This window comes from Zemynaea arenosa, assembly GCF_004614185.1.
Lineage (GTDB): Bacteria > Pseudomonadota > Gammaproteobacteria > Burkholderiales > Burkholderiaceae_D > Telluria > Telluria arenosa.
This window is the reverse complement of sequence record NZ_SPVF01000084.1, coordinates 13104-38593: the sequence shown is the minus strand read 5'-3', so window position 1 is coordinate 38593 and position 25490 is coordinate 13104. Positions and strand designations below refer to the sequence as shown.

General features: G+C 66.6%; 22 protein-coding genes, 1 tRNA gene and 1 pseudogene. 9 read left to right on the top strand and 15 right to left on the bottom strand.

From position 1 onward, the window contains the following. Positions 1-7 precede the first annotated feature (7 nt). The 3 genes from trpD to trpC are packed head-to-tail and all read left to right on the top strand — an operon-like array spanning position 8 to position 2485. Positions 8-1039, top strand: a complete 1032-nt coding sequence (gene trpD / locus E4L96_RS06170) for an anthranilate phosphoribosyltransferase (protein WP_135206341.1) — start codon at positions 8-10, stop codon at positions 1037-1039. A 4-nt stretch (positions 1040-1043) separates the two neighbouring features. Beyond that, positions 1044-1679: a LysE family translocator gene (locus E4L96_RS06165; RefSeq protein ID WP_135206340.1), complete on the top strand. Its 636-nt coding sequence runs from the start codon at positions 1044-1046 to the stop codon at positions 1677-1679. Between the two features lie 5 nt (positions 1680-1684). Then, the gene (gene trpC / locus E4L96_RS06160) at positions 1685-2485 is read left to right on the top strand and encodes an indole-3-glycerol phosphate synthase TrpC (protein WP_135206339.1); all 801 of its coding nucleotides are present in this window, start codon (positions 1685-1687) and stop codon (positions 2483-2485) included. 3 nt (positions 2486-2488) lie between these two features. Here the strand turns inward: trpC and E4L96_RS06155 are convergent, their stop codons facing one another. The 6 genes from E4L96_RS06155 to E4L96_RS06130 form a co-directional block, all read right to left on the bottom strand. Continuing rightward, positions 2489-4300, bottom strand: a complete 1812-nt coding sequence (locus E4L96_RS06155; RefSeq protein WP_135206338.1) for a M61 family metallopeptidase — start codon at positions 4298-4300, stop codon at positions 2489-2491. Between the two features lie 38 nt (positions 4301-4338). Next, complete coding sequence (locus tag E4L96_RS06150; protein ID WP_135206337.1) at positions 4339-4917, bottom strand: nucleotidyltransferase family protein; 579 nt, start codon at positions 4915-4917, stop codon at positions 4339-4341. Between the two features lie 3 nt (positions 4918-4920). After that, on the bottom strand, positions 4921-7140 hold the full coding sequence (locus tag E4L96_RS06145; protein WP_135206336.1) for a xanthine dehydrogenase family protein molybdopterin-binding subunit: 2220 nt from the start codon (positions 7138-7140) through the stop codon (positions 4921-4923). Between the two features lie 10 nt (positions 7141-7150). Next, entirely contained in the window at positions 7151-7609 is a 459-nt protein-coding gene (locus tag E4L96_RS06140; protein WP_135206335.1) for a (2Fe-2S)-binding protein, read from the bottom strand. Positions 7610-7711: 102 nt separating this feature from the next. Continuing rightward, the gene (locus tag E4L96_RS06135; protein ID WP_135206334.1) at positions 7712-8437 is read right to left on the bottom strand and encodes a DsbC family protein; all 726 of its coding nucleotides are present in this window, start codon (positions 8435-8437) and stop codon (positions 7712-7714) included. Between the two features lie 12 nt (positions 8438-8449). Continuing rightward, on the bottom strand, positions 8450-9685 hold the full coding sequence (locus E4L96_RS06130) for an FAD-dependent monooxygenase (RefSeq protein ID WP_135206333.1): 1236 nt from the start codon (positions 9683-9685) through the stop codon (positions 8450-8452). 132 nt (positions 9686-9817) lie between these two features. On the opposite strand from E4L96_RS06130, the gene E4L96_RS06125 reads away from it, so the two are divergent. Then, positions 9818-9893: transfer RNA gene (locus tag E4L96_RS06125), tRNA-Phe, on the top strand. Between the two features lie 392 nt (positions 9894-10285). Here E4L96_RS06125 and E4L96_RS06120 read toward each other — a convergent pair. Together E4L96_RS06120 and E4L96_RS06115 are read right to left on the bottom strand one after the other, a co-directional pair. Beyond that, a complete protein-coding gene (locus tag E4L96_RS06120; protein WP_135206332.1) occupies positions 10286-10843 on the bottom strand; it encodes a dihydrofolate reductase family protein in 558 nt (185 codons plus the stop codon). Positions 10844-10940: 97 nt separating this feature from the next. Beyond that, entirely contained in the window at positions 10941-11645 is a 705-nt protein-coding gene (locus E4L96_RS06115; protein ID WP_135206331.1) for a DoxX family protein, read from the bottom strand. Between the two features lie 246 nt (positions 11646-11891). On the opposite strand from E4L96_RS06115, the gene E4L96_RS06110 reads away from it, so the two are divergent. The 4 genes and pseudogenes from E4L96_RS06110 to E4L96_RS06095 all read left to right on the top strand — a co-directional run bounded on the left by E4L96_RS06110 (position 11892) and on the right by E4L96_RS06095 (position 14301). Next, positions 11892-12677 (top strand): helix-turn-helix domain-containing protein, encoded by a 786-nt coding sequence (locus E4L96_RS06110; protein ID WP_135206330.1) that lies wholly within the window; start codon positions 11892-11894, stop codon positions 12675-12677. A 133-nt stretch (positions 12678-12810) separates the two neighbouring features. Beyond that, positions 12811-13002: pseudogene (locus tag E4L96_RS06105) on the top strand (DoxX family membrane protein); the annotation flags it as partial. A gap of 245 nt (positions 13003-13247) precedes the next feature. Continuing rightward, positions 13248-13592, top strand: a complete 345-nt coding sequence (locus E4L96_RS06100; RefSeq protein ID WP_135206329.1) for a zinc ribbon domain-containing protein YjdM — start codon at positions 13248-13250, stop codon at positions 13590-13592. Positions 13593-13596: 4 nt separating this feature from the next. Continuing rightward, a complete protein-coding gene (locus E4L96_RS06095) occupies positions 13597-14301 on the top strand; it encodes a trimeric intracellular cation channel family protein (RefSeq protein WP_135206328.1) in 705 nt (234 codons plus the stop codon). 41 nt (positions 14302-14342) lie between these two features. Here E4L96_RS06095 and E4L96_RS06090 read toward each other — a convergent pair whose 3' ends face one another. Both E4L96_RS06090 and E4L96_RS06085 read right to left on the bottom strand, forming a co-directional pair. Continuing rightward, positions 14343-14987 carry a dihydrofolate reductase family protein gene (locus tag E4L96_RS06090; RefSeq protein ID WP_135206327.1) on the bottom strand — a complete coding sequence of 215 codons (645 nt, stop codon included), beginning with the start codon at positions 14985-14987 and terminating at the stop codon, positions 14343-14345. 50 nt (positions 14988-15037) lie between these two features. Continuing rightward, a complete protein-coding gene (locus tag E4L96_RS06085) occupies positions 15038-17704 on the bottom strand; it encodes a CHASE domain-containing protein (protein WP_135206326.1) in 2667 nt (888 codons plus the stop codon). Positions 17705-17824: 120 nt separating this feature from the next. Here E4L96_RS06085 and E4L96_RS06080 point away from each other — a divergent pair, with 120 nt between their 5' ends. Next, entirely contained in the window at positions 17825-18136 is a 312-nt protein-coding gene (locus E4L96_RS06080; RefSeq protein ID WP_135206325.1) for a DUF389 domain-containing protein, read from the top strand. Here E4L96_RS06080 and E4L96_RS06075 read toward each other — a convergent pair. From E4L96_RS06075 to E4L96_RS06055, 5 genes are read right to left on the bottom strand one after another with little or no spacing between them, the layout of a single operon-like run. Continuing rightward, complete coding sequence (locus tag E4L96_RS06075) at positions 18078-19388, bottom strand: sugar MFS transporter (protein ID WP_135206324.1); 1311 nt, start codon at positions 19386-19388, stop codon at positions 18078-18080. The two genes, E4L96_RS06080 and E4L96_RS06075, sit on opposite strands and share 59 nt — an antisense overlap. A gap of 41 nt (positions 19389-19429) precedes the next feature. Continuing rightward, complete coding sequence (locus tag E4L96_RS06070) at positions 19430-21871, bottom strand: GH92 family glycosyl hydrolase (protein ID WP_135206323.1); 2442 nt, start codon at positions 21869-21871, stop codon at positions 19430-19432. A 12-nt stretch (positions 21872-21883) separates the two neighbouring features. Beyond that, a complete protein-coding gene (locus tag E4L96_RS06065) occupies positions 21884-23341 on the bottom strand; it encodes a glycoside hydrolase family 47 protein (RefSeq protein WP_135206349.1) in 1458 nt (485 codons plus the stop codon). Next, on the bottom strand, positions 23341-24264 hold the full coding sequence (locus E4L96_RS06060) for a carbohydrate kinase family protein (protein WP_135206322.1): 924 nt from the start codon (positions 24262-24264) through the stop codon (positions 23341-23343). Before E4L96_RS06060 ends, E4L96_RS06065 begins: the two co-directional genes overlap by 1 nt. Next, a complete protein-coding gene (locus E4L96_RS06055; RefSeq protein WP_135206321.1) occupies positions 24257-25474 on the bottom strand; it encodes an AGE family epimerase/isomerase in 1218 nt (405 codons plus the stop codon). Before E4L96_RS06055 ends, E4L96_RS06060 begins: the two co-directional genes overlap by 8 nt. Between the last annotated feature and the right edge of the window lie 16 nt (positions 25475-25490).

Here is a 25490-nt window from a genome sequence, read left to right as displayed (position 1 = left end):
CACGACTATGAACATTACACCTCAGGAAGCCCTGGTCCGCTGCATCGAACACCGCGAGATCTTCCACGACGAGATGCTGCACCTGTTCCGGCAGATTATGTCCGGCCAGATGTCCCCCGTGATGGTCGCCGCACTCACCATGGGCCTGCGCGTGAAGAAGGAAACCATTGGCGAGATCACCGCCGCCGCCCAGGTGATGCGCGAATTCTCGACCAAGGTGCCGATGGCGGACACCACCAACCTGCTCGACATCGTTGGCACCGGTGGCGATTCCGCGCACACCTTCAACATCTCCACCGCGACCATGTTCGTGGCCGCCGCAGCGGGCGCGCGCGTGGCCAAGCACGGGGGCCGCAGCGTATCCTCGTCTTCCGGCAGCGCGGACGTCATCGAGTCGCTGGGCGCCAACATCAATTTGAAGCCGGAGCAGATCGCGCAGTCGATCGCGCAGACGGGCATCGGTTTCATGTTCGCGCCCAACCACCACAGCGCCATGAAGCACGTAGCCCCGGTACGCAAAGAGCTGGGCGTGCGCTCGATCTTCAACATCCTCGGCCCGCTGACCAATCCTGCGGGCGCGCCGAACATCCTGATGGGCGTGTTCCACCCGGATCTCGTCGGCATCCAAGTGCGCGTGCTGCAGCGCCTCGGTGCGCAGCATGCGGTGGTGGTCTGGGGCCGCGACAACATGGACGAAGTCTCGCTGGGCGCGGGCACCATGGTCGGGGAGCTGGTCAACGGCGAGATCCGCGAGTACGAGATTCATCCCGAGGACTTCGGCCTGCAGATGATCGCGACGCGCAACCTCAAGGTGGCGAATGCGGAAGAATCCAAAGCGCGCATGATCGAAGCACTGCGCGGCGAACCCGGTCCGGCCTACGATATCGTCGCGCTCAATGCGGGCGTGGCGCTGTATGCGGCGGGTGTCGCCTCGTCAATCGAAGACGGCTTGGCGCGCGCGCGGGCGACGATCAAGTCCGGCGCCGCGCTGCGGAAGCTGGACCAGTTCGTCCAGGTCACGCGCCAGCTGGGGGGCTGAGGCCATGCTCGGAATTCACGACCTGCCTGTCTTCGTCCTCTCCGGCCTCCTGCTCAACATCCTGCCCGGCCCGGATTCGCTGCTGATCATGACGCGCAGCGCCACCCAGGGCTGGCGTGCTGGCGTGGCTGCAACGCTGGGCATCACCACCGGCACCCTGGTGCACATCCTGTTCGCAGCGCTCGGCCTGTCGGCCATTCTCGCCACCTCGGCCACTGCCTTCACGGTGGTCAAGTATGTGGGCGCTGCCTACATCCTGTGGATGGCCTGGGGCCTGCTGCGCACGCCGGGCGGCGCGCCCAAGGCGGTGCAGGCGGACCTGCCGGCCCTGCCCTACGCGCGCATCTACGCGCAAGGCTTCCTGACCAATGTGCTCAACCCGAAAGTGGCGCTGTTCTTCCTCGCGTTCGTCCCGCAGTTCATTGACGTACATGCGGCGAACAAGCCGCTGGCGTTCATCGTGCTCGGGCTGATTTTCGACTTCAACGGCATGCTGTGGTGCTGTTTCCTCGCCGTGTTCACGGCCAAGGCGAGCGCCCGCATCAAATTGAGCCCGACGGCGTCCAAGGTGCTCAACCGGGTGACGGGCGGCCTGTTCGTCTGGCTCGGCCTGCGCCTGGCGCTGGCGGAAAGGAACTGATACACATGGCGGATATCCTCAACAAAATCATCGACGTCAAGCGCGATGAAGTCGCGGCGGCGAAGAAAAAGCGCGACCTTTTCAGCCTGCGGCGCGAGGTGGAAGGCGACGGCGAACTGCGCGCGGGCATCCGTGGTTTTGAGGCGAGCCTGCGCCGCACCATCGCGGCCGGGCGCGCGGGCGTGATCGCCGAAGTGAAGAAAGCCTCCCCATCCAAGGGCGTCATCCGCGCGGACTTCCGCCCCCCGAACATCGCCGAGTCGTATGCGAAGCATGGCGCAGCGTGCCTGTCGGTGCTCACCGACGAAAAGTTCTTCCAGGGCTCGGCCGATTACCTGAAGCAGGCGCGTGCCGCAGTCGACATCCCGGTGCTGCGCAAGGACTTCATGATCGACCTGTACCAGGTGTACGAGGCGCGGGCGATGGGGGCCGATTGCATCCTGCTGATCGTGGCAGCACTGGACCACGGCTTGATGGCGGAGCTGGAGGCCTGTGCGCTCGAACTGGGCATGGACGTGCTGGTCGAGGTGCACGATGGCGAAGAACTCACGGCGGCGCTCAAGCTCAAGACGCCGCTGGTGGGCGTCAACAACCGCAACCTGCGCACTTTCGAGGTGTCGCTGGAGACCACCATCGGCCTGCTTCCGCGCATGCCGAAGGACCGCCTGGTGGTCACCGAGTCGGGCATCCTGGTGCCGGACGACGTGGAGCGCATGCGCGAGCACGACGTGCATGCCTTCCTGGTCGGCGAAGCATTCATGCGCGCGCCCGATCCGGGGACCGAGCTCGCGCGATTGTTCGCGTAAGGACTACTTGACTTGGCTGGGCCGCTTGAGGGCGGCCTTTTTATCGGCCACCGTGAGGCTGATGTTGGGAACCCGCTCGCCCTGCAGGGTGACCGAGAAGGCGAGCAGCTCGTCGCGGCGGAAGGCATGCACGCTGACCGCGTCGCCCACCTGGTAGCGCGCCAGCATTGCCTCAAGGTTGCCGCCAACGCGCAAGCCATCCAGCGCCAGCACGATATCGCCTGCGGACAGGCCCGCGTGATGCGCTGCCCCGCCCTCGTGGACTTGCGTGAGCTTGAGATCCGCTCCATCGCGCGTGGTGCCGACGTCCAGCGAAGGCTTGTCCCCTTTGCGCTCGTCCACCAGCTTGATGCCGAAAGGCGCGAACAGCTTGGCCAGCGGCAGGTCTTCTGTGCCGCGCACCCAGCGCTCAAACAGGGGCCGCAAACGCAAGCCACTGACCTCGTCGAACAGCGCTTCCAGCTCCTGGTCCGTGACACCTCGCCCGCCGCCACTGTAGAAATCGCGTCCGTAGCGCTGCCACAGCGTGCGCATCACATCGTCCAGCGAGCGGCGGCCCTCGGTCTTCGCACGAATCGACAGGTCGAAGCCCAGGCCGACCAGGGAGCCCTTGGTGTAGTAGCTGACGATCGCATTGGGCGCGTTTTCGTCCATGCGGTAGTACTTGCTCCAGGCGTCGAAGCTCGAGTCGGACACACTCTGCTTGGTGCGCCCGCTGCCCCGCCACACGCTGCCGATGGTTTTCCCGAGGAGCTTGAGATAGGTTGGCTCGTCGATCAGCCCTGAGCGCAGCAGCAGAAGATCGTCGTAGTAGCTGGTGAAGCCTTCGAAGAACCACAGCAGTGGCGTGTAGTTTTCCACTTGATAGTCGTAGGGCGCAAACACCGCAGGCTTCATGCGCTTGACGTTCCAGGTGTGGAAGTACTCATGGCTGCACAGGCCCAGGAAGCGCACATAGCCCTCGCTCGGCGGCTTGCCCTGGTCGCCAACCGACGGCAGGTCGTTGCGGTTGCAGATCAGCGCCGTGGACGCGCGGTGCTCCAGTCCACCGTAGCCATCGCCCACCGCCATGGTCATGAAGACGTAGCGCTGCATCGGCGCCTGGCGCGTCTTCGGCTCGAAGAAGGCGATCTGCGTTTCGCACAGCACCTTCAGGTCGCGCTCGAGACGCTCCATATTCAGGTTCGGCACCCGGCCGGTGATGACGATGTCGTGCTCCACGCCGTGCGCGGTGAAGCTGCCGAGGGCGAAGTCGCCCATCTCCACCGGATGGTCAATCAGCTCATCGTAGTTATCTGCCGCATAGGTGCCGAAGCCGTAGCGCTTCGCGCCCAGCTCCGGCAGCGCCGTGGCCACGCGCCAGTAGCGCGACTCCGGTCCATCCGGCGGGCGGATGTCCACCACGTGCCGCGTCGCCTCCTGCCCGGCCACGCGCAGGAACACGCTGGTGCCGTTGAAGAACGCGTGGGTCTGGTCCATGTGCGCCGCGCGCACGGAGAGGTCCCAGGCATACACCTCGTACACCAGCGTCAGCGGGCCTTCGACAGGGTCCGCCTGCCAGCTATGCTTATCCAGCTTGGTGAGCCTGACCTCCGCGCCATTCGACTCGGCGCGGATGCGCACGATGTTGCGCGCGAATTCGCGGATCATGTAGCTGCCCGGGATCCAGGCCGGGAGCACGAACAGTTGCCCTTCCGGTGCGGGTGCCGCCACGCGCAGCGTGACTTCGAAGAGATGGCCGGAGAGGTCCTTGGGAAGGATGGAATACTGCACCGCGGGGTCCGCCGCGGTGCGTTTGGTGATCTGTCGTTTCATGTACCTATGCGCCTCTATCGGGAGGAGCACAGTGTACTTCAATCGGCAGGGAGGTCAGAGCGCAGATCGACGTCACGCAGTACGCCTGGGTCGTCTACCTCGACGAGTGTGACATCGCCCGCCTGCAGCAAAGACCGCGCGCCCTGGTCGCCACGCAGCGCCAGCAAAGCGTCCCGGTGCTCGGGCGCGAACGCCACGGGATTTCCGCGCTGGCCCGCGAACACCGGCGCCGCTATAGACGCGCCATCGGCCAGCGCATCCCACAGCGCCTGGATGCTGGACGGCTCCACGAACGGCATGTCCGCCAGCGCCACGATCCAGCCGAATGGCGACGGCGACGTAAAGCGCACGGCATCCACCAGCGACGCCGCCATCCCTTCGGACGAATTCAGGCATTCAAGGATGTCGCAGCCCGCCGCGCGCAGTTCCGCAGTGAGCGCAAAGTCCCCCGGCCGCACCACCGCCAGCACATTGGGCAGCACGCGGCGCAGATTACGCGCCGCCGCCCCGGCGACCGTGTACCCGCCGGGAAGCGGCGCCAGCAGCTTGTTCGCTGCGCCGGAGGGATCGAAACGCGAACCCCGGCCGGCGGCGAGCAGGATGCCGGCGGGGTACATGGCTTACACAGCCTTCAGGTCGAACGGCAGCTTGCGCAGCCGCTTGCCCGTCGCCTTGGCGATGGCGTTGGCATAAGCCGGCGCCAGTGGCGGCAGGCCCGGTTCACCGATGCCGGTCGGCGCATCCGTGGACGGCACGATGAACACGGCGACGTGCGGCATGTCCGGCATGCGGGCCACGGTGTAGGTATTGAAGTTCTCCTGCTCCACCACCCCGTCCTTCAGCGTGATCGCAGCCCCCGGCAGCGTGGTGCCGACGGCCATCAGCGCTGCACCCTGCACCTGCGCTTCCACCGACATCGGGTTCACGGCCAGGTTGCAATGCACCGCTGCCGTCACGTTGTGCAGCTTGGGCGTGCCATCCTTGGACACCGACGCTTCCACCACATACGCCACCACCGAGTTGAAGGACTCGTGCAGCGCCACGCCCCAGGCATGCCCTTTCGGCAGCGGCTTCTTGCCGTAGCCCGACTTGGCCACCGCCAGGTCCAGCGCGGCGTGATGGCGCCTGTGCTCCGCCGGGATCAGCTGCTTACGGTACGCGACCGGATCCTTGCCAGCAGCCGCAGCGGCTTCGTCGATCAGCGTCTCCATCACGAAGGCCGTGTGGGTCGAACCCACGGAGCGCCACCACAACACAGGCACATTCACCTTCGGCATATGGACCGAGAGGTTCATCGGCACCGCGTACGGCTTGCCCATGCCTTCGACCAGCGTGTCGTCCACGCCGTTCTTGATGCCGAACTTTTCAAAGGGCGTACCGGCCATGATGGACTGGCCCACGATGCCGTGGTCCCAGGCGACGATATTGCCCTTGGCGTCCAGCCCGATCTCCGCGCGGTGCAGCACCGCCGGGCGGTAGTAGCCGCCCCGGATGTCGTCTTCCCGGCTCCAGATCACCTTCACCGGCTCCGCATGGCCCGCGCCCTTCCAGGCCTTGGCGATGTTCACCGCTTCCACGATGTAGTCCGAGGTCGGCACCGCGCGGCGGCCAAAACCGCCACCGGCCATCATCGTATTCAGCGTAACCTTGGATGGATCGAGACCCGCCGTACGCGCGATTGCGCCATGGTCCACGGTCTGGAACTGAGTGCCGGCCCACACGGTGCAGCGGTCATCCTTCAAGTCCACCACGCAGTTGAGCGGCTCCATCGGCGCGTGCGCCAGGTAGGGGAATTCGTAGACGGCCGAGATCTTCTTCGGCGCGCCCGCCAGCGCGGAGATGTCGGCCTTCTTCGCCACCGCGCCCGGCGTTTTCGCCAGCGCCGCGTAGTCCGCGAACAGCTTGTCGCTGCTGACCTTCTCGACGGCCGAAGTGTCCCATTTGATGTCGAGCGCCTCGCGCGCCTGCTTGGCAGGCCAGTAGCCGTCCGCGATCACCGCGATGCCGCTGCCGCCACGGTCGGTCGGCACCTGCAGCACGGCGCGCACGCCCGGCATCGCGAGCGCCTTGGCCGCGTCGAAGCTCGCCACCTTGGCGCCGAACACCGGTGGCCGCGCCACCACGGCCACCTTCGCGCCTTCCGGCTTGAAGTCCATGCCGAACTGCTGCCGGCCGGTCGACTTGGCGCGCGCATCGAGGCGGCGGGTCGGCTTGCCGATCAGGGTGAACTGCTTGGCATCCTTGAGGACCGCCTGCTCGGGCACCGGCAGCTTCATGGCCGCATCGGCCAGCGCACCATAGGTCGCCTTCTGGCCCGCCGGGCCAAACACGGTGCTCTTCGAGGTGCGGCACTGCTCCGGCTTCACGTTCCACTGCTGCGCGGCCGCCGACACCAGCATCGCGCGTGCGCGCGCGCCGATCTCGCGGTACTGGGTGAACGAGCGCGCGATGGAGCCGGAGCCGCCGGTCATCTGCATGCCGAAGCCAGGGTCCTTGTACACGTCCGCCGCCGGCGCCAGTTCCGCGCGCACCAGCGACCAGTCGGCGTCCAGTTCATCGGCGATCGCCATGGGCAGGCCGGTGGCCGCGCCCTGGCCGAACTCCAAGCGGTTGACGGCGATGGTCACCGTGTTGTCCGGCGCGATGCGCAGAAAGGCATTCGGCGGGAACGACTGGGCTGGACCGGCTGCCTGCGCGAACTTGTGCGCACCGGGCATGAAGAAGCCCAGCACCAGACCGCCGCCGGCGACGGCGCCGGCCTTCATGAAGCCGCGGCGCGACAGGACGTGCGGCTGCTCCGCAGCGGGCGCTTCGCCCTGGGACATCCATTCGATACGCATGGCCGTCTCCTTACGCGAGAGTCTTGGCCGCATCCTTGATGGCGGCGCGGATGCGTTGGTAGGTGCCGCAGCGGCAGATGTTCCCGCTCATGGCGCTGTCGATGTCCGCGTCGCTCGGGTTTTTCTTGGTGCGCAGCAGGGCCGTGGCGCTCATCACCTGGCCGCTCTGGCAGTAGCCGCACTGCGGCACGTCGTGCTTCACCCACGCATCCTGCACGGCCTTGCCGACCTTGTCGTTCTCCATCGCCTCGATGGTCGTGATCTTCTGCCCCACGGCGGCCGAAATCGGCGTCACGCAGGAGCGGATCGGCTCTCCGTTCAGGTGCACGGTGCAGGCGCCGCACAGCGCCGCGCCGCATCCGAACTTGGTGCCGGTCATATTGAGGTTATCGCGCAGGGTCCACAGGATGGGCTGGGACGGATCGGCGTCGACCTGGACGTCGCGGCCGTTGATGTTCAGGGTGACCATGAGTGTGCTCCTTCTTCGTCTTGGACTGGGGTGCTGCGTGTTGATGTATTTGAAGTCTGCCTGATGCAAAACGCCCGCAGCGGCGGGCGTTTTCGGTGTCGCTTACTGCTTGATTGTCGCGAACTTGGCTTCCAGCGCCGCCTTGTCGACCGCGCCCGGGATGCGCGAGCCGTCGGCGAAGAAGATCGCCGGGGTGCCGTTGATTCTCAGCTTGTGGCCGAGCGCCACGATCTTGTCGTTGGGCGTCGAACACCCGGCCGGTGCGGCCGGAGCCGCCTTCCCGCTGATCATCCAGTCGTCCCAGGCCTTGGCGCGGTCTGGCGCGCACCAGATGTTGGCCGACTTGACAAACGAATCGTCCGACAGGATGTTGTACATGAAGGTGTAGATGGTGACGTTGTCCAAGTCCTTGATCGTGGTCTGGCGCAGGCGCTTGCAGTAGCCGCAGTTCGGATCTTCAAAGATCGCGATCACGCGCTTGCCGTCGCCCTTGACGGTCTTGATAGCCGATTCCAGCGGCAGGTCCGAGAACTTGACGCGGTTGATTTCGTCGATGCGCTCGCGGGTCAGGTTGCGCGAGGTCTTGGCTTCATACACGTTGCCGACGATGAGGTACTCGCCCTTCTTGTCCGTGTACAGGATTTCGCCGCCGACGCGCAGCTCGTACAGGCCAAAGGGGGTTTCCTTGACCGATTCGATCTTGGCGCCATCGCCCAGGCGCGGCTCGACCGCCTTCTTGATCTGGGTTTCGACAGACGGCTGCTCGGCGCCGACGCAGGACGCGACCATCAGGGCCGACAGCGCCAGCGCGAGTTTGGTTTTCAACATGAAGGCTCCGGATTAAACGATGTTCGACGCCCTGCCCAGGGCCTGGGACATCAGGCGGCGCTTGAGGGCAGGAAATTTATCGAGCAAGTTTAATCCGAAATTGCGCACTGCGCGCACCGGTTCGAGATTCGATCCGAATAAACGTTCCAGGCTGTCCGTGGCAAATTGCATAAGGAACACGTCTTCCTTGCGCGCCCGTGCATATCTCGCCAGCACGCGCTCGTCGCCGATGGCGCGGTGGGGCTCGCGTTCGGCCAGAATCTTCAGCAGGTCTTCCACGTCCCCAAAGCCCAGGTTCATGCCATGCCCGGCCAGCGGGTGGACGGCGTGGGCCGCATCCCCGGCCAGCGCCACGCGCGGGGCGACGATGCTGTGCGGGCGGATCAGACGCAGCGGGAAGGCCTTGACCTCCTCCGGCACCAGCGGGCGCAGGGGGCCGAGCTCGCCCTCGCTGTATTCAGCCAGGCGGACGGCCAGCTCGGACAGGGTCTCGTTCATCAGCGTTTCCGCCAGCGTCAGTGGAGCGGACCAGACCAGCGAGACGCGGTTCCCCGGCAGCGGCAGCAGCGCGATGATGCCTTCGCTGCAAGTGAACCACTGGTGGGCCACGTTGTGGTGCGGCTTGGCGCAGCTGAAATTGGTGACGATGGCGCGCTGCTGGTACGAGCGGTAGTCGTAGCCGATGTCGCACTGGTTGCGCACCCAGCTGTCAGCGCCGTCCGCGCCCAGGATCAGCTCGCACTCGATGACGGTGCCGTCGGCCAGGGTGACGGTGGCGCCCGCGTCACCGCTGGCGTTGCCGTTCAGGGCGCAGGCGCGACCGTGGGAGAGGCGCACGTTCGGCGCGAACTTGAGGGCGGCATCCAGCGCCTGGTTCAGGTTGCTGTCCTCGACAATCCAGGCCAGCGCGCCCACGTGGGCGTTGAAGGCATCGAAACCGAGGGTGCCATGGCCCGCGCCATCCCCATTCACGCGCATCGCCTCGATCGGCGCCACGCGGCTCATGTCCAGCGCGCTCCAGACGCGCAGGCGGGTCAGCAGGCTGTGGGCGGTGTGGTTGAGGGCATACACGCGCACGTCCCAAGGCTGGTCCGATTGCGCCTGGGCGGGCGCGGCGGCGGTCGCGGGGCACAACAGGGTCACGCTGTGGCCGGCCTGCGACAGGCCGAGGGCCGCCGTCTTGGCGATAGCGCCGTTGCCAACGATGCAGACGTCGCTGCGGATGCGGGTCGAGGTAGTCGTGGTCATGTTGGCATTATAGAGGAGCGGGCTGACGCGGGGCTTTCGTCACGGGCCTGCCGGGCGGGCGCTCGGGACCTGGACAAAGTGCGGTTACGGGCTTGCAATATCCTGTCGGGCTGCTATAATCATGCCTCTCTTGGCCTGGTAGCTCAGTTGGTAGAGCAGAGGATTGAAAATCCTTGTGTCGGTGGTTCGATTCCGCCCCGGGCCACCAAGAATTATGATCAGCCCGTTCAAGGCGATCCACAGAAGCCGCAGTTCTCCTCTGAGACTGCGGCTTTTTTGTGCTTGTCAGTTTGCCCTAGTCCGTTGAGATGCGATTCTTCAATGGCGGCGGGCTGTAAGTGGTGGCGGCTCAAGTACCGTTACACACATGGCGCTGTCGCAGCGGCGCTGCTGAAAGTCGTCATCAGGCTGACCAGCAGCAGGCCCGCACCGAAGAATGGAGCAATGGTCTTCCGCTACAGGCCGCTCAGACCCAGCGTCCGGTGCGCGCGCCCGGGAGCTGTCGAGGGCCGAGCGGACAAACTTGGGGCACTGCTCACGCGCGTCTGACGTTCGGCCGTTTTGCCTCCGTTGTGGCCAGGTAGCAGGCCAACAAAACACTTAACGCGCACGCCGGTAATGCACCGCGAGCACGCCGCTACGGAGCGCGCGGGCCGACACCAGCTCCAGCCGCCGCGTGCTCGCCAGCCCGTCCTGGTACATGGTCGGCCCATGCCCGGCGATCATCGGATGGACGAGAAACTTATATTCGTCGATGAGATCCAGACGATCCAACGCCGTCGCAAGCTTGCCGCTGCCAAGGAGTACACCCGCCGGCATGTCGTCCTTGAGTTTCTGCACGCCTGCGCGCAGATCGCCGGCGATATGATGGCTGTTCGTCCAGGGAAAATGCTGCCGTGTGGACGAAACCACGAATTTCGGCTTCTCATCCAGCTTTGTGGCCCATTCACGCATCGGGGCGGGCGCATCGACGGCCCCGTGCGCGACCGCTGGCCAATAGCTTTCCATCATTTCATAGGTCACCCGTCCCCAGAGCATGCCGCCCACGCTGTCCAGCAGGTCGGTAAAGAAGGCCCGCGTCTCGTCGTCCACGATGCCTTCCTGATGGTCCGTGCAGCCATCAAGCGTCACGTTGATGCAGAAGGTCAAAAGTCCCATGTGTGTTTCCTTTCAAAGGCGCGCTCGGCACCCTAGTTGATGATGGTCGTTCAATGCACGCCCGGCGTGGACCAGCTCCTCGTAGTCCACCACCGCCTCACCGCTGCAATCCTGTCGTCCGCTGTTCAACGTATCCGTTCTGACCTCCCAGCCTGCCCTTCTGCACATACCGTATGGCACAGTACGTCACAATCGCCGCCGTCAAAGTGAGCATATTGCAGGCGTCGAGCGCATCACCGAGTGGATCGCCATTGAGGACATGAGTGCCGATCGCACCCACCATGAGCGCGGCGAGCGCGCCAGCGGCCCAAGCCCGGTGCCAACCGAACAGAAGGCCCGCGGCTGCGGCGGTTTCAACCGACATCACCAGATACATGAACCACACTGACAATCCGGACGACGTGAAGAATGCACGCATTTCCTCATCGTGCCGCAGCTTTCCGATTTCGAAACCGATGAATGCCAAGCCCACGTAGCGGGCAACGGCGCGGAGCAACATCTCATGAACGCGCAGGTTCGCGGGAGCGCTCGCCAAGAGGGCGACGCTACTCCATGCGAGAGCAGCAACGAAGGGGAATGCCGCCGTCAGGCCACTCCGGGCAATGTGCCTGAATTCGCCGGGCAGAAGGCCCAGGCTGGCATCGAGGGTGAGCATCAGCCCCGCCACCGCGAGAGCATGACAAATCATCGCGCCACCACCGGCGAGGCGGCTTTGCAGGCGTTGCGGCACAGCGGGAAGGACGATGGCCCCTATGGCGGGACCCGCGAGCGAACAGGAAACGAGCCAGGCGACAGAGTTCATGAAGAATCAAATCGTTCGTCGAAGGTCCAAGATACCGGCAGTCACATGCGGTGATGTTGCCGGAATTGCGGTTTTGTGCAGGATGAGCGGCCGCCTGGGATAGGCCGCCTGGTTCTGCGCTCCCGCGCCCGTCGCCGACCAAACACAGCGTCGCTGCGCCTGTTTGCGTTCGGAGCGTTCGCACGGCCGTCCCGGGCACATGTCGATATACAATCCACCTCATTTCAGCCCGGTGTCATCCCGCGCATGTCCATCGAACACATCGTCGCCCGACGGCGGCGCCTGCGCCGCGTCCTCGATTACGTTGAAGCGCATCTGCATGAAGATCTCACGCTGTCGATACTGGCGGAGGTAGCCTGCTTGTCCAAGTTTCACTTCACAAGCTTCTACCGCGAAGCTCTCGGCGAAACGCCGATGGCCACGGTGCGCCGCCTGCGCCTTGCGGAAGGCCGTGCCCTCCTGTTGCAGGGTGCCAGCGTTTGCAATGCGGCGCTGCGCTCTCGCTACGGCTCGCCCCAGACCTTTGCCCGCGCGTTCAGCCGCGAGTTTGGCCTCGCGCCCACGCGCGCGGGGCGTGAGTCTGCAGGATTGAACTATCAGGTCGCGGTCGTGGAGCTGCCTACACGACCCGTATACCGGGTGCCGTTCGCAGATTTTGGCACGGATGCCTCAGCGGCCTTCGACCAGCTGCTGGCGCGTGCTGAAACGAGAGGAATTGCGCGGCCGGCGTGGACGGTCTGGTCCCGCGTGGACGCAGGCCTTGGGGACTCTCTCTCTGGCGCTTGTCTCGAACGGTTCGAAGGGATGGCAAGCCTGCGCGGCGTTGTCGCGGGATCGTTGGGTGGCGGGCGCCACGCGCAGGTGCGCTGGCGCGGTGCAGACCGGCCGCCGCCCGCCATGTTGCGGCGAATCGCCGAACAGGCCAGCGGGCACGCGCCGGTATCGGGCCAGGTACTCTGTCACTATCTCAACGATCCTGTCTTCACCGCGCCGCACGAGCGTGTGGTCGACTACTACCTGCCGCTGCGCTGACGTCTCTCCCTCACCAAGGGCGATGGGTGGCGAGATCGTGCGCTTCCTCTTTGTTACACTATCGACAGGGTGACCGGTCACACGGCAGGTCAGGATTCGCGCAGGTCGGGCCGCCGCGCGCCATTGAACCGCTCACCTGTTTCCCCTGCTGCTGGTGCTGGGGCTGGGAACCCGGGTGTCGGCGGCGGCCCTGCTCGGCATGACGGTCGTTATCGAGGTGTTCGTCTACCCGGAGGCCTGGCCGACCCATCTGTCCTGGGCGGCCCTGCTGCTCTATCTGATTGCCCGCGGTGCCGGCTGCGTGAGCCTGGACCACCTCCTCGGCTGGAGCGCAGCGAGGCGCGGGCCGCGCGGGCCATGTGACGGCGGCGATCCCGTCAGCGGGCGCGCCGGCAGTGCGCTGCGATGCGTTATTCCGCAACCTGCGGGCCGAAAGCAGGTCCAGGCGTGGCGTGCCCGGTCGCCCGTCCTGATACATGGCCGGGCCAGGGGCCGCCAAAGATGTTGCCGTGATTGCCTTGTTTGTGCAGGATGGTAGACTTCGTCCCCCGCCAATCCCGGAGCCTGCTCATGTCAACTTTCCCACCTTGCCCATCCTGCGCTTCCGCCCTGGTCTACGAGGACGGCATGGGCAACTACGTTTGCCCGGAATGCGGGCATGAATGGGCCGTACAGGCCGAGGCCGTGGCCGTGGAGACGGCGCGGGTATGGCGCGACGCGGCCGGGAACGTGCTGCAGGATGGCGACTCGATCACCGTCATCAAGGACTTGAAGCTCAAGGGCGGTGGCGGCGTGATCAAGCAAGGCACCAAGGTCAAGAACATCCGTCTGGTCGAGGGCGACCACGATATCGACTGCAAGATCGAGGGCTTCGGTCCGATGAGCCTGAAGTCCGAATTCGTGCGCAAGAGCTGACGTGATGCTGGCATCCGCCGTGGTCAGCTCGTTCAACCTGGACGCGGCGCTGAAGACGCTGGTGCTCTCGCTGGACCTGCTGGGGACGTTCGTCTTCGCGCTCAGTGGGGCGGCGGCCGCGGCGCGGCGGCGGCTGGACTTTTTCGGGGTGCTGGTGCTGTCGTTTGTCGCTGCCAATTCGGGCGGCATTGCACGCGACCTGCTGATCGGCGCCGTGCCTCCGGCCGCGATCAGCGACTGGCGCTATTTGGCCGTGTCGCTGGCGGCGGGCGTGCTCGTGTTTTTCGGCTACTCGCGGGTGACGCGGGCGCAGGCCGCGGTGCTGCTGCTGGATGCGGCCGGGCTCGCGCTGTTTTGCGTCGCCGGCGCGCAGAAGGCGCTGATCTTCGGGCTCAATCCGGTGATGGCCGCGCTGCTCGGCATGCTGACCGGGATCGGCGGCGGGATGGCGCGGGATGTGCTCCTGTCCCAAGTGCCGACCGTGATGCGCGCCGACGTATATGCAGTGGCCGCGCTGGCCGGGGCCAGCGTGATGGTCGTCGGTGTCACGCTCGGCCTGCCCAGCACCGCGTGCGCAGTGACCGGCGCCGCGATCTGCTTCGGTCTGCGCCTTGGCGCCATCCGCTGGGGCTGGCACTTGCCGGTGGCCCGCATCGGCGCAGACACCGACTCGTCCGGCCACTCTTCCAAAGAGCGGCAGGACCGCTAGCGCCGCCGGCTGAAATGGCAGCGACCGCCAGTGCGGGCCAGTCAGCCTTTACACAGCACCACATGCGTCGCGTGAGGAGTCGCCACGTGCTCGGTGCAGCGGTAGCCCAGCTTGACCATGTCGATGCCCCCGAGCAGGGATTCGCCGGAGCCGAGCAGGATCGGCGAGATGGCGAGGTGCAGCTCGTCGACCAGACCGGCTTGTAAAAACTCGCGGATAGTCGCCGCGCCGCCGCCCAGCCGCACATCCTTGCCATTGGCGGCGCGTATGGCCTGCTCATAAGCCGACTGGATGCCGTCGGTGACGAAGTGGAATGTGGTCCCGCCAGCCATCTCCAGCGGCGGGCGCGGATGATGCGTCAGCACGAACACCGGGCAGTGATACGGCGGCTCATCGCCCCACCAACCCTTCCACTCCAGATCCCACTCGCCGCGGCCGGGGCTGAACATGTTGCGCCCCAGGATCCAGGCCCCGACATTCTCGAAGCCTTTGGCCGCGAACTCGTCGTCCGGCCCATCGGCCCCCTTGCCCGTATTCCCGATCATGCTCTGGAAGGTGCGCGTGCCACGGAACCACGTATGCAGCCCGCCGCCGCCCTCGCCCATGGGATTCTCCAGGCTCTGGTTCGGGCCGACGCCGTAGCCGTCGAGTGAAATGGCAAAGCTGCGGACTTTGAGTGCGGACATCAACATCTCCTCGCGTGAGAATGGGTTAGGCCGGCGATTATGCCACCACCTTACGCGCTCGTAGCGCCGAGCAGGCCGCCCAGCTGACTCGCCAGTTCGGCACGGGTGTACGGCTTGGGCAGCAGCTGCACGCCCTCCATCAGCTTGCCGTCCTTGGAGAGCTCGTCGCGCGTGTAGCCTGAGGTGAACAGCACCGGCACGCCGGGCAGCAGTTCGGCCGCGCGCCGCGCCAGGTCGGTGCTGCTCATTGGACCAGGCATGACCACGTCGGTGAAAATCAGGTCGGGCTGGCAGCCCGCTTGCAGCAGCGCCAGCGCCTGCGCCGCGTGCTCCGCCTCGATCACCTCGTACCCGAGCCCCGTGATCATGGCCACGGTCACGTCGCGCACGTTGGGATCGTCGTCCACCACCAGGATCGTGCCGGCGGCGCGGCTCTCGGTGCGCGCCACGCGGCGGTCCGGCATCGCCTCCGCCTCGTCCGACGCAGGCAGGTAGATCTTGACCAGCGTGCCCTGGCCCGGCTCGCTGTGCAGCTCGATGCGCCCGCCGCTTTGCCGCACGAAGCCATACGCCATCGACAGGCCCAGCCCGGTTCCCTTGCCCACTTCCTTGGTCGTGAAGAACGGTTCGAAGGCCCGCGCCCGCACGTCCTCCGGCATCCCAGCCCCGGTATCGGAAATCTCCAGCAGCACATAGGGCCCCGGCGCCAGCTCCGCGCCCGCCTCCGCCTCGCTCAAGGCCACATCGCGCATGGCGATGCGCAGCGTCCCGCCCTGCGGCATCGCATCGCGCGCGTTGATCACGAGGTTGATCAGCACATTCTCCAGCTGCCCCGGATCGACCTTCACGCGCGACAGCGGCCGCTCCTCCACCACCTCGAAGCGGATCGACTCGCCCAGCGCCCGTTGCAGCAGATCTTCCATCCCACGCACGATGCGCGCCGGGTCGACCGCCACCGGCTGCAACGGCTGTCGCCGCGCGAACGACAGCAGCTGCGACGACAGCTTCGACCCGCGCTCCACCGAGGCCTGGATGCTGGCGATCCACTGCTGCAGCTTGGCGTCGTCGCGCCGTACGGACAGTTGCAGCAGCTGGGCGTTCCCCCCGATCACCTGCAGCACGTTGTTGAAGTCGTGCGCCACGCCGCCCGTCAGTTTGCCGATCGCCTCCAGCTTCTGCGCGTGATGCAGCTCGTTGCGCGCCTGCTCCAGCGCCTCGTTGCGGGCCGCCTCGCGGCGCCGGTTCTCATTGCGCTCGGTGATGTCGCGGATGAAGGCGCTCACGCCCGTGCGCTCTTCCGACCCCACGCCCGCCAGCGCCAGTTCCACCGGGAACACGCTGCCGTCGCGCCGCTGCGCCACGGTTTCGACCACCGTCCCCACCAGCTTGGCCTGCCCGGTCTGGATGTAGCGCGCCATGCCCGCCCGATGTGCCGTGCGCATCTCCGGCGGCACGATGAGATCCGCCATGTCCTGGCCGATCGCCTCGCTGGCGGAATAGCCGAACATGCGCGCGGCCTTGTTGTTCCAGTCCGTGACGATGCCTTGCGCGTCAGTGGCGATGAAGGCGTCGTAAGCGGTGTCCAGCAGCACATGGATGCGCTGTTGCTCCGCGGCCAGCTGAGCGTTGCTGGTGCGCAGCTGCGCCGTCATTTCGCGGGCGCGCTTGCGGGTGCGGTGGCCGTCGCTCGCGATCACCCACACCAGCAGACCCAGCAGGAGGCTGGTACCCGCGCCGCCGAGGGCCACGTAGCGGGCCGTGGGTGTGGCCAGGCGCGCTTCCAGCTGCTGCGTGGAGTGGTAGCGCAGCAGCCACGGACGGCCGCCGACCTCGATGGTGCGGCGCGCTTCCAGGCGGGCATGCGGCGCGGGTCCGCCGGCCGTGTCGGAGCTGTACAGCAGGGCGTCCGGCGTCTCCTGGCCGGCGTCGTAAATGGCGAGCGCGAATTCCTGCGCGCGTTCCTCCGAGATGCCGTTCATCAGGTCGCGCATGCGGAACGGGGCGCCGACCCAGCCGGTGATGGCGGCGCGGCGCTGTTCGACGGTCTCCGTGGGCAGGCCGCGCTCGTAGACGGGCACGTACATGACGAGGCCAGCCTGGGCATCCTTGCCGTTCTCCTGGATCAGCCGGACCTTGCCCGATGCGGAAGCCCGTCCGGTATCGCGCGCCCGCTCCATCGCGGCCCGGCGCAGCGGTTCGGTCAGCATGTCGAAGCCGATCGCCCGCCGGTTCATGGGAGTCAGCGGTTCGATGTGGGTGATGGTGCTGATCGTCTCGTCCGGATTGGCCGGATGGACCGTGTAGTCGGGGAAGCGCTTGCGCATCGCCGCTTCATGCGCGGCCCTGGCGCCAACGGGGATGCGCTTGACGATGGCGATGCCCTGGATGCCGGGGTAGTTCCGTTCGAGTTCAAGCGCGGACACGTAGTAGGCCAGCTTGTCCGGCTCCACGTCCGGCGTGCCGAGCAGGAAAGCGGAGGTGGCGCGCTCCACCTGCTCGTAAATACCCATGCGCAGTTCGACGCGCCGCACGGAAGTGCGTACCAGATAGTCGAATTCGGTCTGCAGGTCTTTCCGCCGCTGCGCGTCCGCGCTCTGCCAGGCGACGTAAGTCAGCGCCAGCGCGGCCGCAAAGCCGCAGAGAGCAAAGACCAGGGCGACGGCGCTGCCGATGCGCCAGCCACCGCCGGAAGGCGAAGCGTCCGGAGAATGTGTCATCTCGGCATTATGCGCCAAGGCGGCAGCGCGCCGCGTACGCTTCCGCGCGCACACGTAAGGACAGCCCTGCCGGAACTGACATGCGACAATCGGCCACTGACCACTCCGCCGCTGCACCGCATGGACAACCCCGACTCTTCTCCCACCGCGCTTAGCCCGCGCACCAGCTTCGCCGGCCGCTTCAACCTGCACCACGACCGCGCCAGCGACGAGGATATCGACCGCGGCATCCGCGCCGGCGTCGAACTGCACGGCGCCACGCCCTGGATCCTGATGCTGGCGATCGTGGTCGCCTCGGTCGGCCTGAATACCAACTCCACCGCCGTGATTATCGCAGCCAGGGGCAGCAGCGCTGGGCCAGCGTGGCGCAGTGTCAGGCCTGCTCGCCGTCCAGGTACAGTCCCGCGAACCGCAGGCCGAAGTACAGGATGAAGGCGTAGCACAGCGCCGGAATCACGAAGGACCACTGCAGGCCGACCGTGTCCGCCACCGCGCCCTGGATGAACGGCACCACGGCGCCGCCGACGATCGCCATGCACAGGATGCCGGAGGCCTGGCCGGTGAAGCGCCCCAGCCGGTACAGTGCCATGCTGAAGATGGTTGGGAACATGATCGAGTTGCACAGGCCGACGGCGAGGATCGCCCACATCGCCGCCTGCCCGTGGCCGAAGATAGCCACCAGCACCAGTGCGATCGACACCGCCGCGTTGAAGGCCAGCGCCTTGCCCGGGCTCACGTAGCGCATCACCGCAAAGCCGATGAAGCGGCCGATCATGGCGCCGCCCCAGTAATAGCTGACGTAGTGCGCCGCATCCGCCGCCGACAGGGCCGCGATATTCGGCTCGCCGATGAAGTTGATCAGGAAGCTGCCGATGCTGACTTCTCCGCCCACGTACAGGAAGATACCGATGGCCCCCATCAGCAGGTGCGGATGCGTCAGCACCGAACGCGCCGCACCGCTTTCCAGGTGCGGTGCGCTGCCATCGTCATGGTCGATGGCGGGCAGGCGGGCGAAGAAGAACAGCACCGCCAGCAGCAGGAGCGCACCGGCCAGCGCCAGGTAGGGCTTCTGCACACTGGCTGCCTGCGCCGCGCGGTAAGCCACCTGCTGCGCCTCCGGCAGCTGCGCCAGTTCCGTCGCCCCCAGCGCGGCGCCGGACAGGATCAGGATCCCGCCGAGAGTCGGCGCAATCGTGGTGCCGAGGGAATTGAAGGCCTGCGTCAGCGACAGGCGGCTGGACGCGGTCTGCGGCGCACCCAACACCGTCACGTACGGATTGGCCGCCACCTGCAGGATCGTGATCCCGGCCGCCAGCACGAAGAAGCCAAGCAGGAACAAGCCGTAGCCGCTCTGCGAGGCCGGGTAGAACAGCGCACATCCGGCGGCCGCGATCACCAGTCCGGCCACCGCGCCATTCTGGTAGCCGAGCTTCTTGATCAGGACCCCTGCAGGCAGGGACACGATGGCATACGCACCGAAGAAGCAGAACTGCACCATCATCGCCTGCACGTAAGTCAGCGTATAGAGCGCCTTCAGGTGCGGAATCAGCACGTCATTGAGCGCGGTGAGCAGACCCCACATGAAAAACAGGATGGTGACGATGACCAGCGGCCCAGTGTTGTTCCCGGCGTCCGCATGCGCCGTCCGTGATGGCAGCGTGGACGGCTGCGAGATGTGTTCCATGTGTGTGTCTCCTGTGTGTGTATGAGTGCAAAGGCCGCCCTCTACGGGGCGATCCCGGCGGGTGCGCGCGGAAGGTCACGCGCATGCGTGCCCCAGCCAGTCGTGTCCGGCTGCGCGGACAGCTTGTACTGCAGCGTGCCCGCGGCCTGCAGCTGTTCCCAGTCCAGCCACACGCGCGACAGCGGACGGCCGGCGAAGCTCACGCCCTGCACGAAGCGGCGCTCGCCCGGCTTCGCCTCCGGCGCTTCGATGCGCAGGGTGCGGCCATTGGCCAGGTCGATCTCCGCGCGCGGGAAGCGCGGGGCATGCATCAGGAAGCGGCCGCTCCCCGGCGCATCTGGATACAGGCCGAGGGCACTGAACAGGTACCACGCCGACATCGTGCCCAGGTCGTCGTTGCCGGTCACCCCGCTCGGCCCATTGCCGAACAAGGTCTCGGCCGCGCGCAGCACGGTGGTGGTCTTCCAGGGCTGGCCCATGAGCGTGTACATCCACGGCGTGTGCAGGTCCGGCTCGTTGTTCGGGTTGTAGCGGAACTGGCTGTAGTAGCTGTACGCGCCCACCACCCACGACTTGCGCACCGCCGCGGGGTCGGCCTGGATGGCGTCGTAGTCGAAGAACAGGTCCAGGCGGTGCAGCGCCGCTGCGGCGCCGCCCATCGCGGCGGCGAGGCCCGGCACGTCCTGCGGCACCAGCCACTGATACTGCCACGCAGTCCCTTCGTGGAAGCCACGCTCGCCGCGCGGGTCGTAGCTGCCGTTCAGGTCCGCAAACCAGCTGGCGTCCAGCAGGCGCGGACGCGGGAAGCCGCGCAAGCCGGTCGGCTGGTCCACCACGCTTGCGTCCCACACCTTGCGCCAGTTGAGGGCACGCTGGGACAGCGCCTGCGCGTCCTGTGTGTGGCCGAGGGACTTGGCCATCGTTGCGAGGGCACTGTCGGCCAAAGCATATTCCAGCGTGGCGGAGGCGCCGTGGTGCGGGTCGACGTCCATGCCCTTGGCGACAAAGGTACGGTCGTACTGCACGAAGCCCTGGCGCAGGTAGCTCGGATTGCCCGCGCGGCCTTGCGGGCGCACGAGATGCGGCGGCACGCCGAATGCGTTCTCGCGCAGCGCGGCGTAGGCCTCCTTCTCGCGGCCTTTCAGCGCGCCGAAGCGCCACAGGTCCACCAGGAACGGGGTCACCGGGTCGCCGGTCATCACGTTGCTGTCAAAGTTGGCGTAGCCCCAGCGCGGCAGCCACCCGCATTCTTCACGGATCTTGAGCACGGACTGCGCGATGTCGCGCGCGCGCTGCGGACGCAGGAGCGCCAGCAGCTGGTTCTGCGCGCGGTAGGTGTCCCACAGCGAGAAGAACTCGTAGTAAGTCCAGCCCTTGGCGGTGTGGATGGCATTGTCGTAGCCACGATAGCGGCCGTCGGCATCGCTGCCGGTCAGCGGCTGCAGGAGGGCGTGATAGAGCGCGGTGTAGAACACGGTGCGGTCGTCATTGCTGCCGCCTTCGATGCGCACGGAGCCCAGCTCCTTCTGCCAAGCCGTCTGTGCCTGCGCGCGCATCGCGTCAAAGGTGAGCGGCTGGCCGTTGGCGAGGCCCTCGGCCTTGAGGTTGGCGCGCGCGCCTTCCGCATCCACGTGCGAGATGGCGCTGACGGCGGTGACGGACTTGCCATTCTGGAGATCGAAGCTGACCCATACGCCGTGCGGGCGCGCTTCGCCCTGCTGGCTCGGCCCCATCACGCCGGGGAAGCCGCCACGATCGTCCCAGATGCCGTGGGCGGCGACCGGCTGATCGAACACCATGCGGAACCAGGTCGTGTATTGCGCGCCGCCGCAGAAGCTCTTGGTAGTGATGCGGCCTTCCACAGTGCGCTGGTCGACCACGTGCACTTCGCTGCCGACCACGGAATGGCGCTCGTTGGCCTGTCCGACGTTGAGCAGCAGATGGCCAGTGGCGGTGCCGGGGGCGAACGTATAGCGCTCGGCAGCGGCACGGGTCAGCGCGGTCGCCTCGGCGGTGATGCCGCCGTAGCTGGTGAGCTTGACCTTGTAGTAGCCGGCCTGGCCGACCTCACCGTCGTGGGTGTAGGTCGCGGCATACTGCTTGTAGTTGAAGCCGTCGGCCTTGGAGCTGTCAAAGTCCCCGCCAGGGCCAATGCGGCCCGTCACCGGGAGCACGGACAGCTGGCCGCCCTGCTCCCAGCAACCCGCGCCGGACAGGAAGGAGTGGCCGAAGCCGCGGATGCGCGCGTCGCTGTAGCGCCAGCCGGCGTAATGCTCGCCGGTGGGACTCACCTGGATCATGCCGAAGGGCGCGGAGGCGCCAGGGAAGGTGTTGCCTTCGTCCTGGGTGCCGATGAAGGTGTTGACGGGCGTGGAGCCCGAAGGCGCCACTGCGCCCTGCGCGGCGGACGCCGAGGCGCATACAGCGGCCGCCAGCAGCGCCCCCATGAAGGCGCGGCGGTGGACAGGGAGGAGCAAGGTCATGGCGAACGATCCTTAGCGAGAGGCGGCTGGGGCGGCGGGAACACGCAGCGGATGCGCCTCGGTGTTGAACGTCACCGCATCGAAGTCCAGCGCCGCCTTGGGCGCGAACAGCAGGTAGTAGTACTTGAAGGTCTCGGCAAAGACAAAGCTTTCCATCGAATCCGCCTTCTGCTTGGTGCGCACATCTTTCAGTGCTGCGAAGCCCGCGTTGGTGCGGCAGTGCTTCACAAAGTCTTCGAAGAATTCCCGACCCATGGCGCGGTAGCGCGTGTCGCCCGTGTAGTGATACAGGTAGTAGGCCGACTCGATGATCTCCGGGCGCAGCGCATAGCCGCCGTTCAGCACCTTCATCTTTGCGTAGTCCAGGTCCTCCGGCTCGATGCCCGCCACGCGCCACATGCGCAGGCCATTCTCCTGCAACGCCTTGGCGCGCGGCAGGTCGCCGCTCACGGCCAGCAGCGCGGGCATGAAGGCGTCCAGCGCACCGTACTGGGTCTTGAGACGCTTACCCGTGTTCATGTCCGAGTGGCCGTACCACAGGCCACCGTGGCTGGTATCCACGAGCACGGAATTGATGCCCGCGATGCTGTGATCCCACATTGCCTTGCATTCCTGGTCGCCGAACAGCCGGTAGCACTTGTAGAGGTATTCGTAGTAGGAGTCGATGGCGCCGCCGATGTGTGCCTCGGTGCTTACCCACTTGCCAGTTTCGACGTTAATGGCCGAACCGACCAGGCCATTCGGCGCGGCGCGCTTGTAGGTTTCCACCAGCGCGCGCTTGGCCTTGTCGAAGTAGACCGGGTTGCCGGTCAGGCGGCTCAGCATCCCGAATTCCAGCAGCAGCGTGCCCGTTTCGGCCGGGTTGCTCACGTTGCCGCGCACCTTGCCGGAATGGAGATTCACGTGCGTGTACGGCATGCCGGTCGGCGATTCAAACACCGGCAGCAGGCGCTGGCCCAAGTCCTGCGCCTTGGCCAGCAGGCGCTCGTCGTTGGTCAGCTGGTAGGCCGAGAGCAGGCCGCCCAGCAGGCGGATGGTGATCTCGAAGTTTTGCACGTACATGTCCTGGTCGAAGTTCAGGCGCGTGGCGATCAATTCGCGGGCCTCGCTGGCTTCGTCCTTCAGGCCCATGATGACCAGGGTGTCCAGTGCGTCGACGGGCGTCATCAGCAGCGACTGGGCGTACCAGTCATGCGCGCCTTTGCTCAGCGGCTTGAGCGCATCGTGGCCCCAGGCGTACTGCTTGTAGCCTTGCCAGGCGTGGCGCATCTCGTCCTTCACGCGCTGCGCCAGGACGGCGGCTTGGGCGTCGGTCACGGGCGCCAGGGCGTCCTGCCTGGCCAGTACGGTTCTTGCGGAAGGGTGCGCGGGTGCGGCCGGAGCGGCATGCGCCAGCGCGGGGAAGGCCAGGGCGGCGATGCACAGGCCACGCAGGGCCAATTGAAACGGGGCGAACTGGGTGCGGCTCATCACGATGCGTCTCCTTCAAGCTGTTCGAATAATTGATGCATGGATTGCGGATGCGGCGGGGTGGCGCCGGGTTGCAGGCAGGCGGCCGAACCGGCGGCCAAGGCGGCGTGCAGGTGCGACTGCAAGGAACGCTGTGGGTGCTGCGCGAGGCTGTGCAGCAGGCCCGCGACGCTGGCATCGCCGGCGCCGACGGTGTCGGCCACGGTGACGGCGGGCGCGCGAGCATCGGCGCGGTCGGCGCCTCTCAGCAGGCTTGCGCCCTGGCCGCCGCGTGTCAGCAGGCAGAGGGCGGCGGGGTTGTGGGAGCGGATCTGGCGCAGGGCGTCATCGAGCGCCACGCCTGGGTACAGGCCGCGCAGGTCGTCGTCCGAGACCTTGATCACGTCCGCCAGCGCGGCCATGCGCTGCAGGGTGGGCGTGTAGGCCGCGTCCATCAGGTTGCGGTAGTTGGGGTCGTAGCTGATGGACACGCCCTGCGCCTTCAGCTGCGCAGCCAGGTCGACCAGTTTGCGCGCCAGCGGCTGGCGCGCCAGGCTGATGCCGCCGAAGTGGGCCCAGCGCAGGTTGGCCGACCAGCCTTCGGGGAATTGCGAGGCATCGAAATGCAGGTCGGCGCTGTCATCGCCGATGAAGAAGTAGCGCGGCGGCTCGCCCTGCTCCACCACGGCCAGCAGCGGCGACTTGGCCACGCGCTGCAGCAGGCGCAGGTCCAGGCCGACGTCTTCGCTGGCGGCCCAGAGGGCATCGCCAAAACGGTCACGGCTGATGGCGCCCGCGAAGGCGATGCGCTCGCCCAGCACCGCCAGCGCGCGCGCCACGTTCCAGACCGAGCCGCCGGTGCGGCTGACCCACTGCTCGTGGCCTTGGTGGATCAGGTCGGTGAGCGCCTCGCCGGCGCACAGCATCACGGGGGCGTCATGCATGGTCTGGCCTCCCGAGCACGCCGACGATGTCGTAGCAGGCGCCCATGGTGTGGTAGTCGACCTTGCCGGCCGGGCTCTTTTCGTTGCTCAGCTTGCGGTTCTGGCGATCCAGGATGCGGTACCAGGCGCCGTGCTCGTGATCGACCATGTGGGTCCAGCTGTATTCCCAGAGGCGCTGGTACCAGGTCCAGTAGCTGTCGTCGCCGGTGCGCTGGGCCAGCATGGCGGCAGCGGCGGCGCTCTCAGCCTGCACCCAGAAGTACTTGTGCGGGTCGCAGATGCTCAGGTCGGGTGCCAACGAGTAGCACAGGCCACCGTGATCCTGGTCCCAGCCTTTTTCGACCGCGACCTGGAAGAAGCGCTCGGCGGTCGGGCGCAGCCAGGCCAGATCGTGCTCGAGGACGCCGGTGGCCTTCTGTTCCAGTTGCAAAAGCAGCTTGGACCATTCGGTGAAGTGGCCGGGCTGGTAGCCCCAGGGACGGAACAGGTTGGCCGGGTCGTCGAAGTTGAAGCGCCAGTCCGGCTGCCAGTCAGTGTTGTAGTGCTCCCAGATCAGCCCGCCGCAACGCTGCGCCTGGCGCTGGGTGATGTTGAAGGCAATCGTGTAGGCGCGCTCCAGGTAGCGGCGCTCACCGGTGGCCAGGTAGGCGGCTTGCAGCGCTTCGCAGGCGTGCATGTTGGCGTTCTGGCCGCGGTAGGTGGAGCGCACGGACCAGTCCTGGCTGGCTTCGTCGGCGTACAGGCCGTTGGCGGCGTCCCAGAAGCGGCGCTCCATCAGCTCGAAGGTTTCCGCGATCCAGGGGCGGGCTTCGTCGATGCCCGCCATGGCGGCGTGCGCGTAGGCCAGCAGCACGAAGGCCTCGCCGTACGCGTGCTGGGTGCCGTCTTCGATGACGCGGCCGTTCAGCATCCAGGCGTAGCCGTCGCCGTCTGGAGCGCGGTGGGCCTCGCGCAGGAAACGCACGGCGTGGCGGGCGCCATCGAGATAGGCCGGGTCGTGGAAGTGACGGTAGGCCATCGCGTAGGTGAACACGAAGCGCGTGCTGCTGACCAGGTGGCGGTGGGCGGCGTCGTAGACGGTGCCGTCATCGAGGAAGTAGTGGTACATGCCGCCGGCCGGGTCGATGGCGCGCGGGTGATAGAAGCGCATGGTGTGGCGCGCGTGGTCCAGCAGCACGGCCGGGTTGCGGAAGTCGGGGAAGTGGGACATGGGTGGGCAGGTGAGA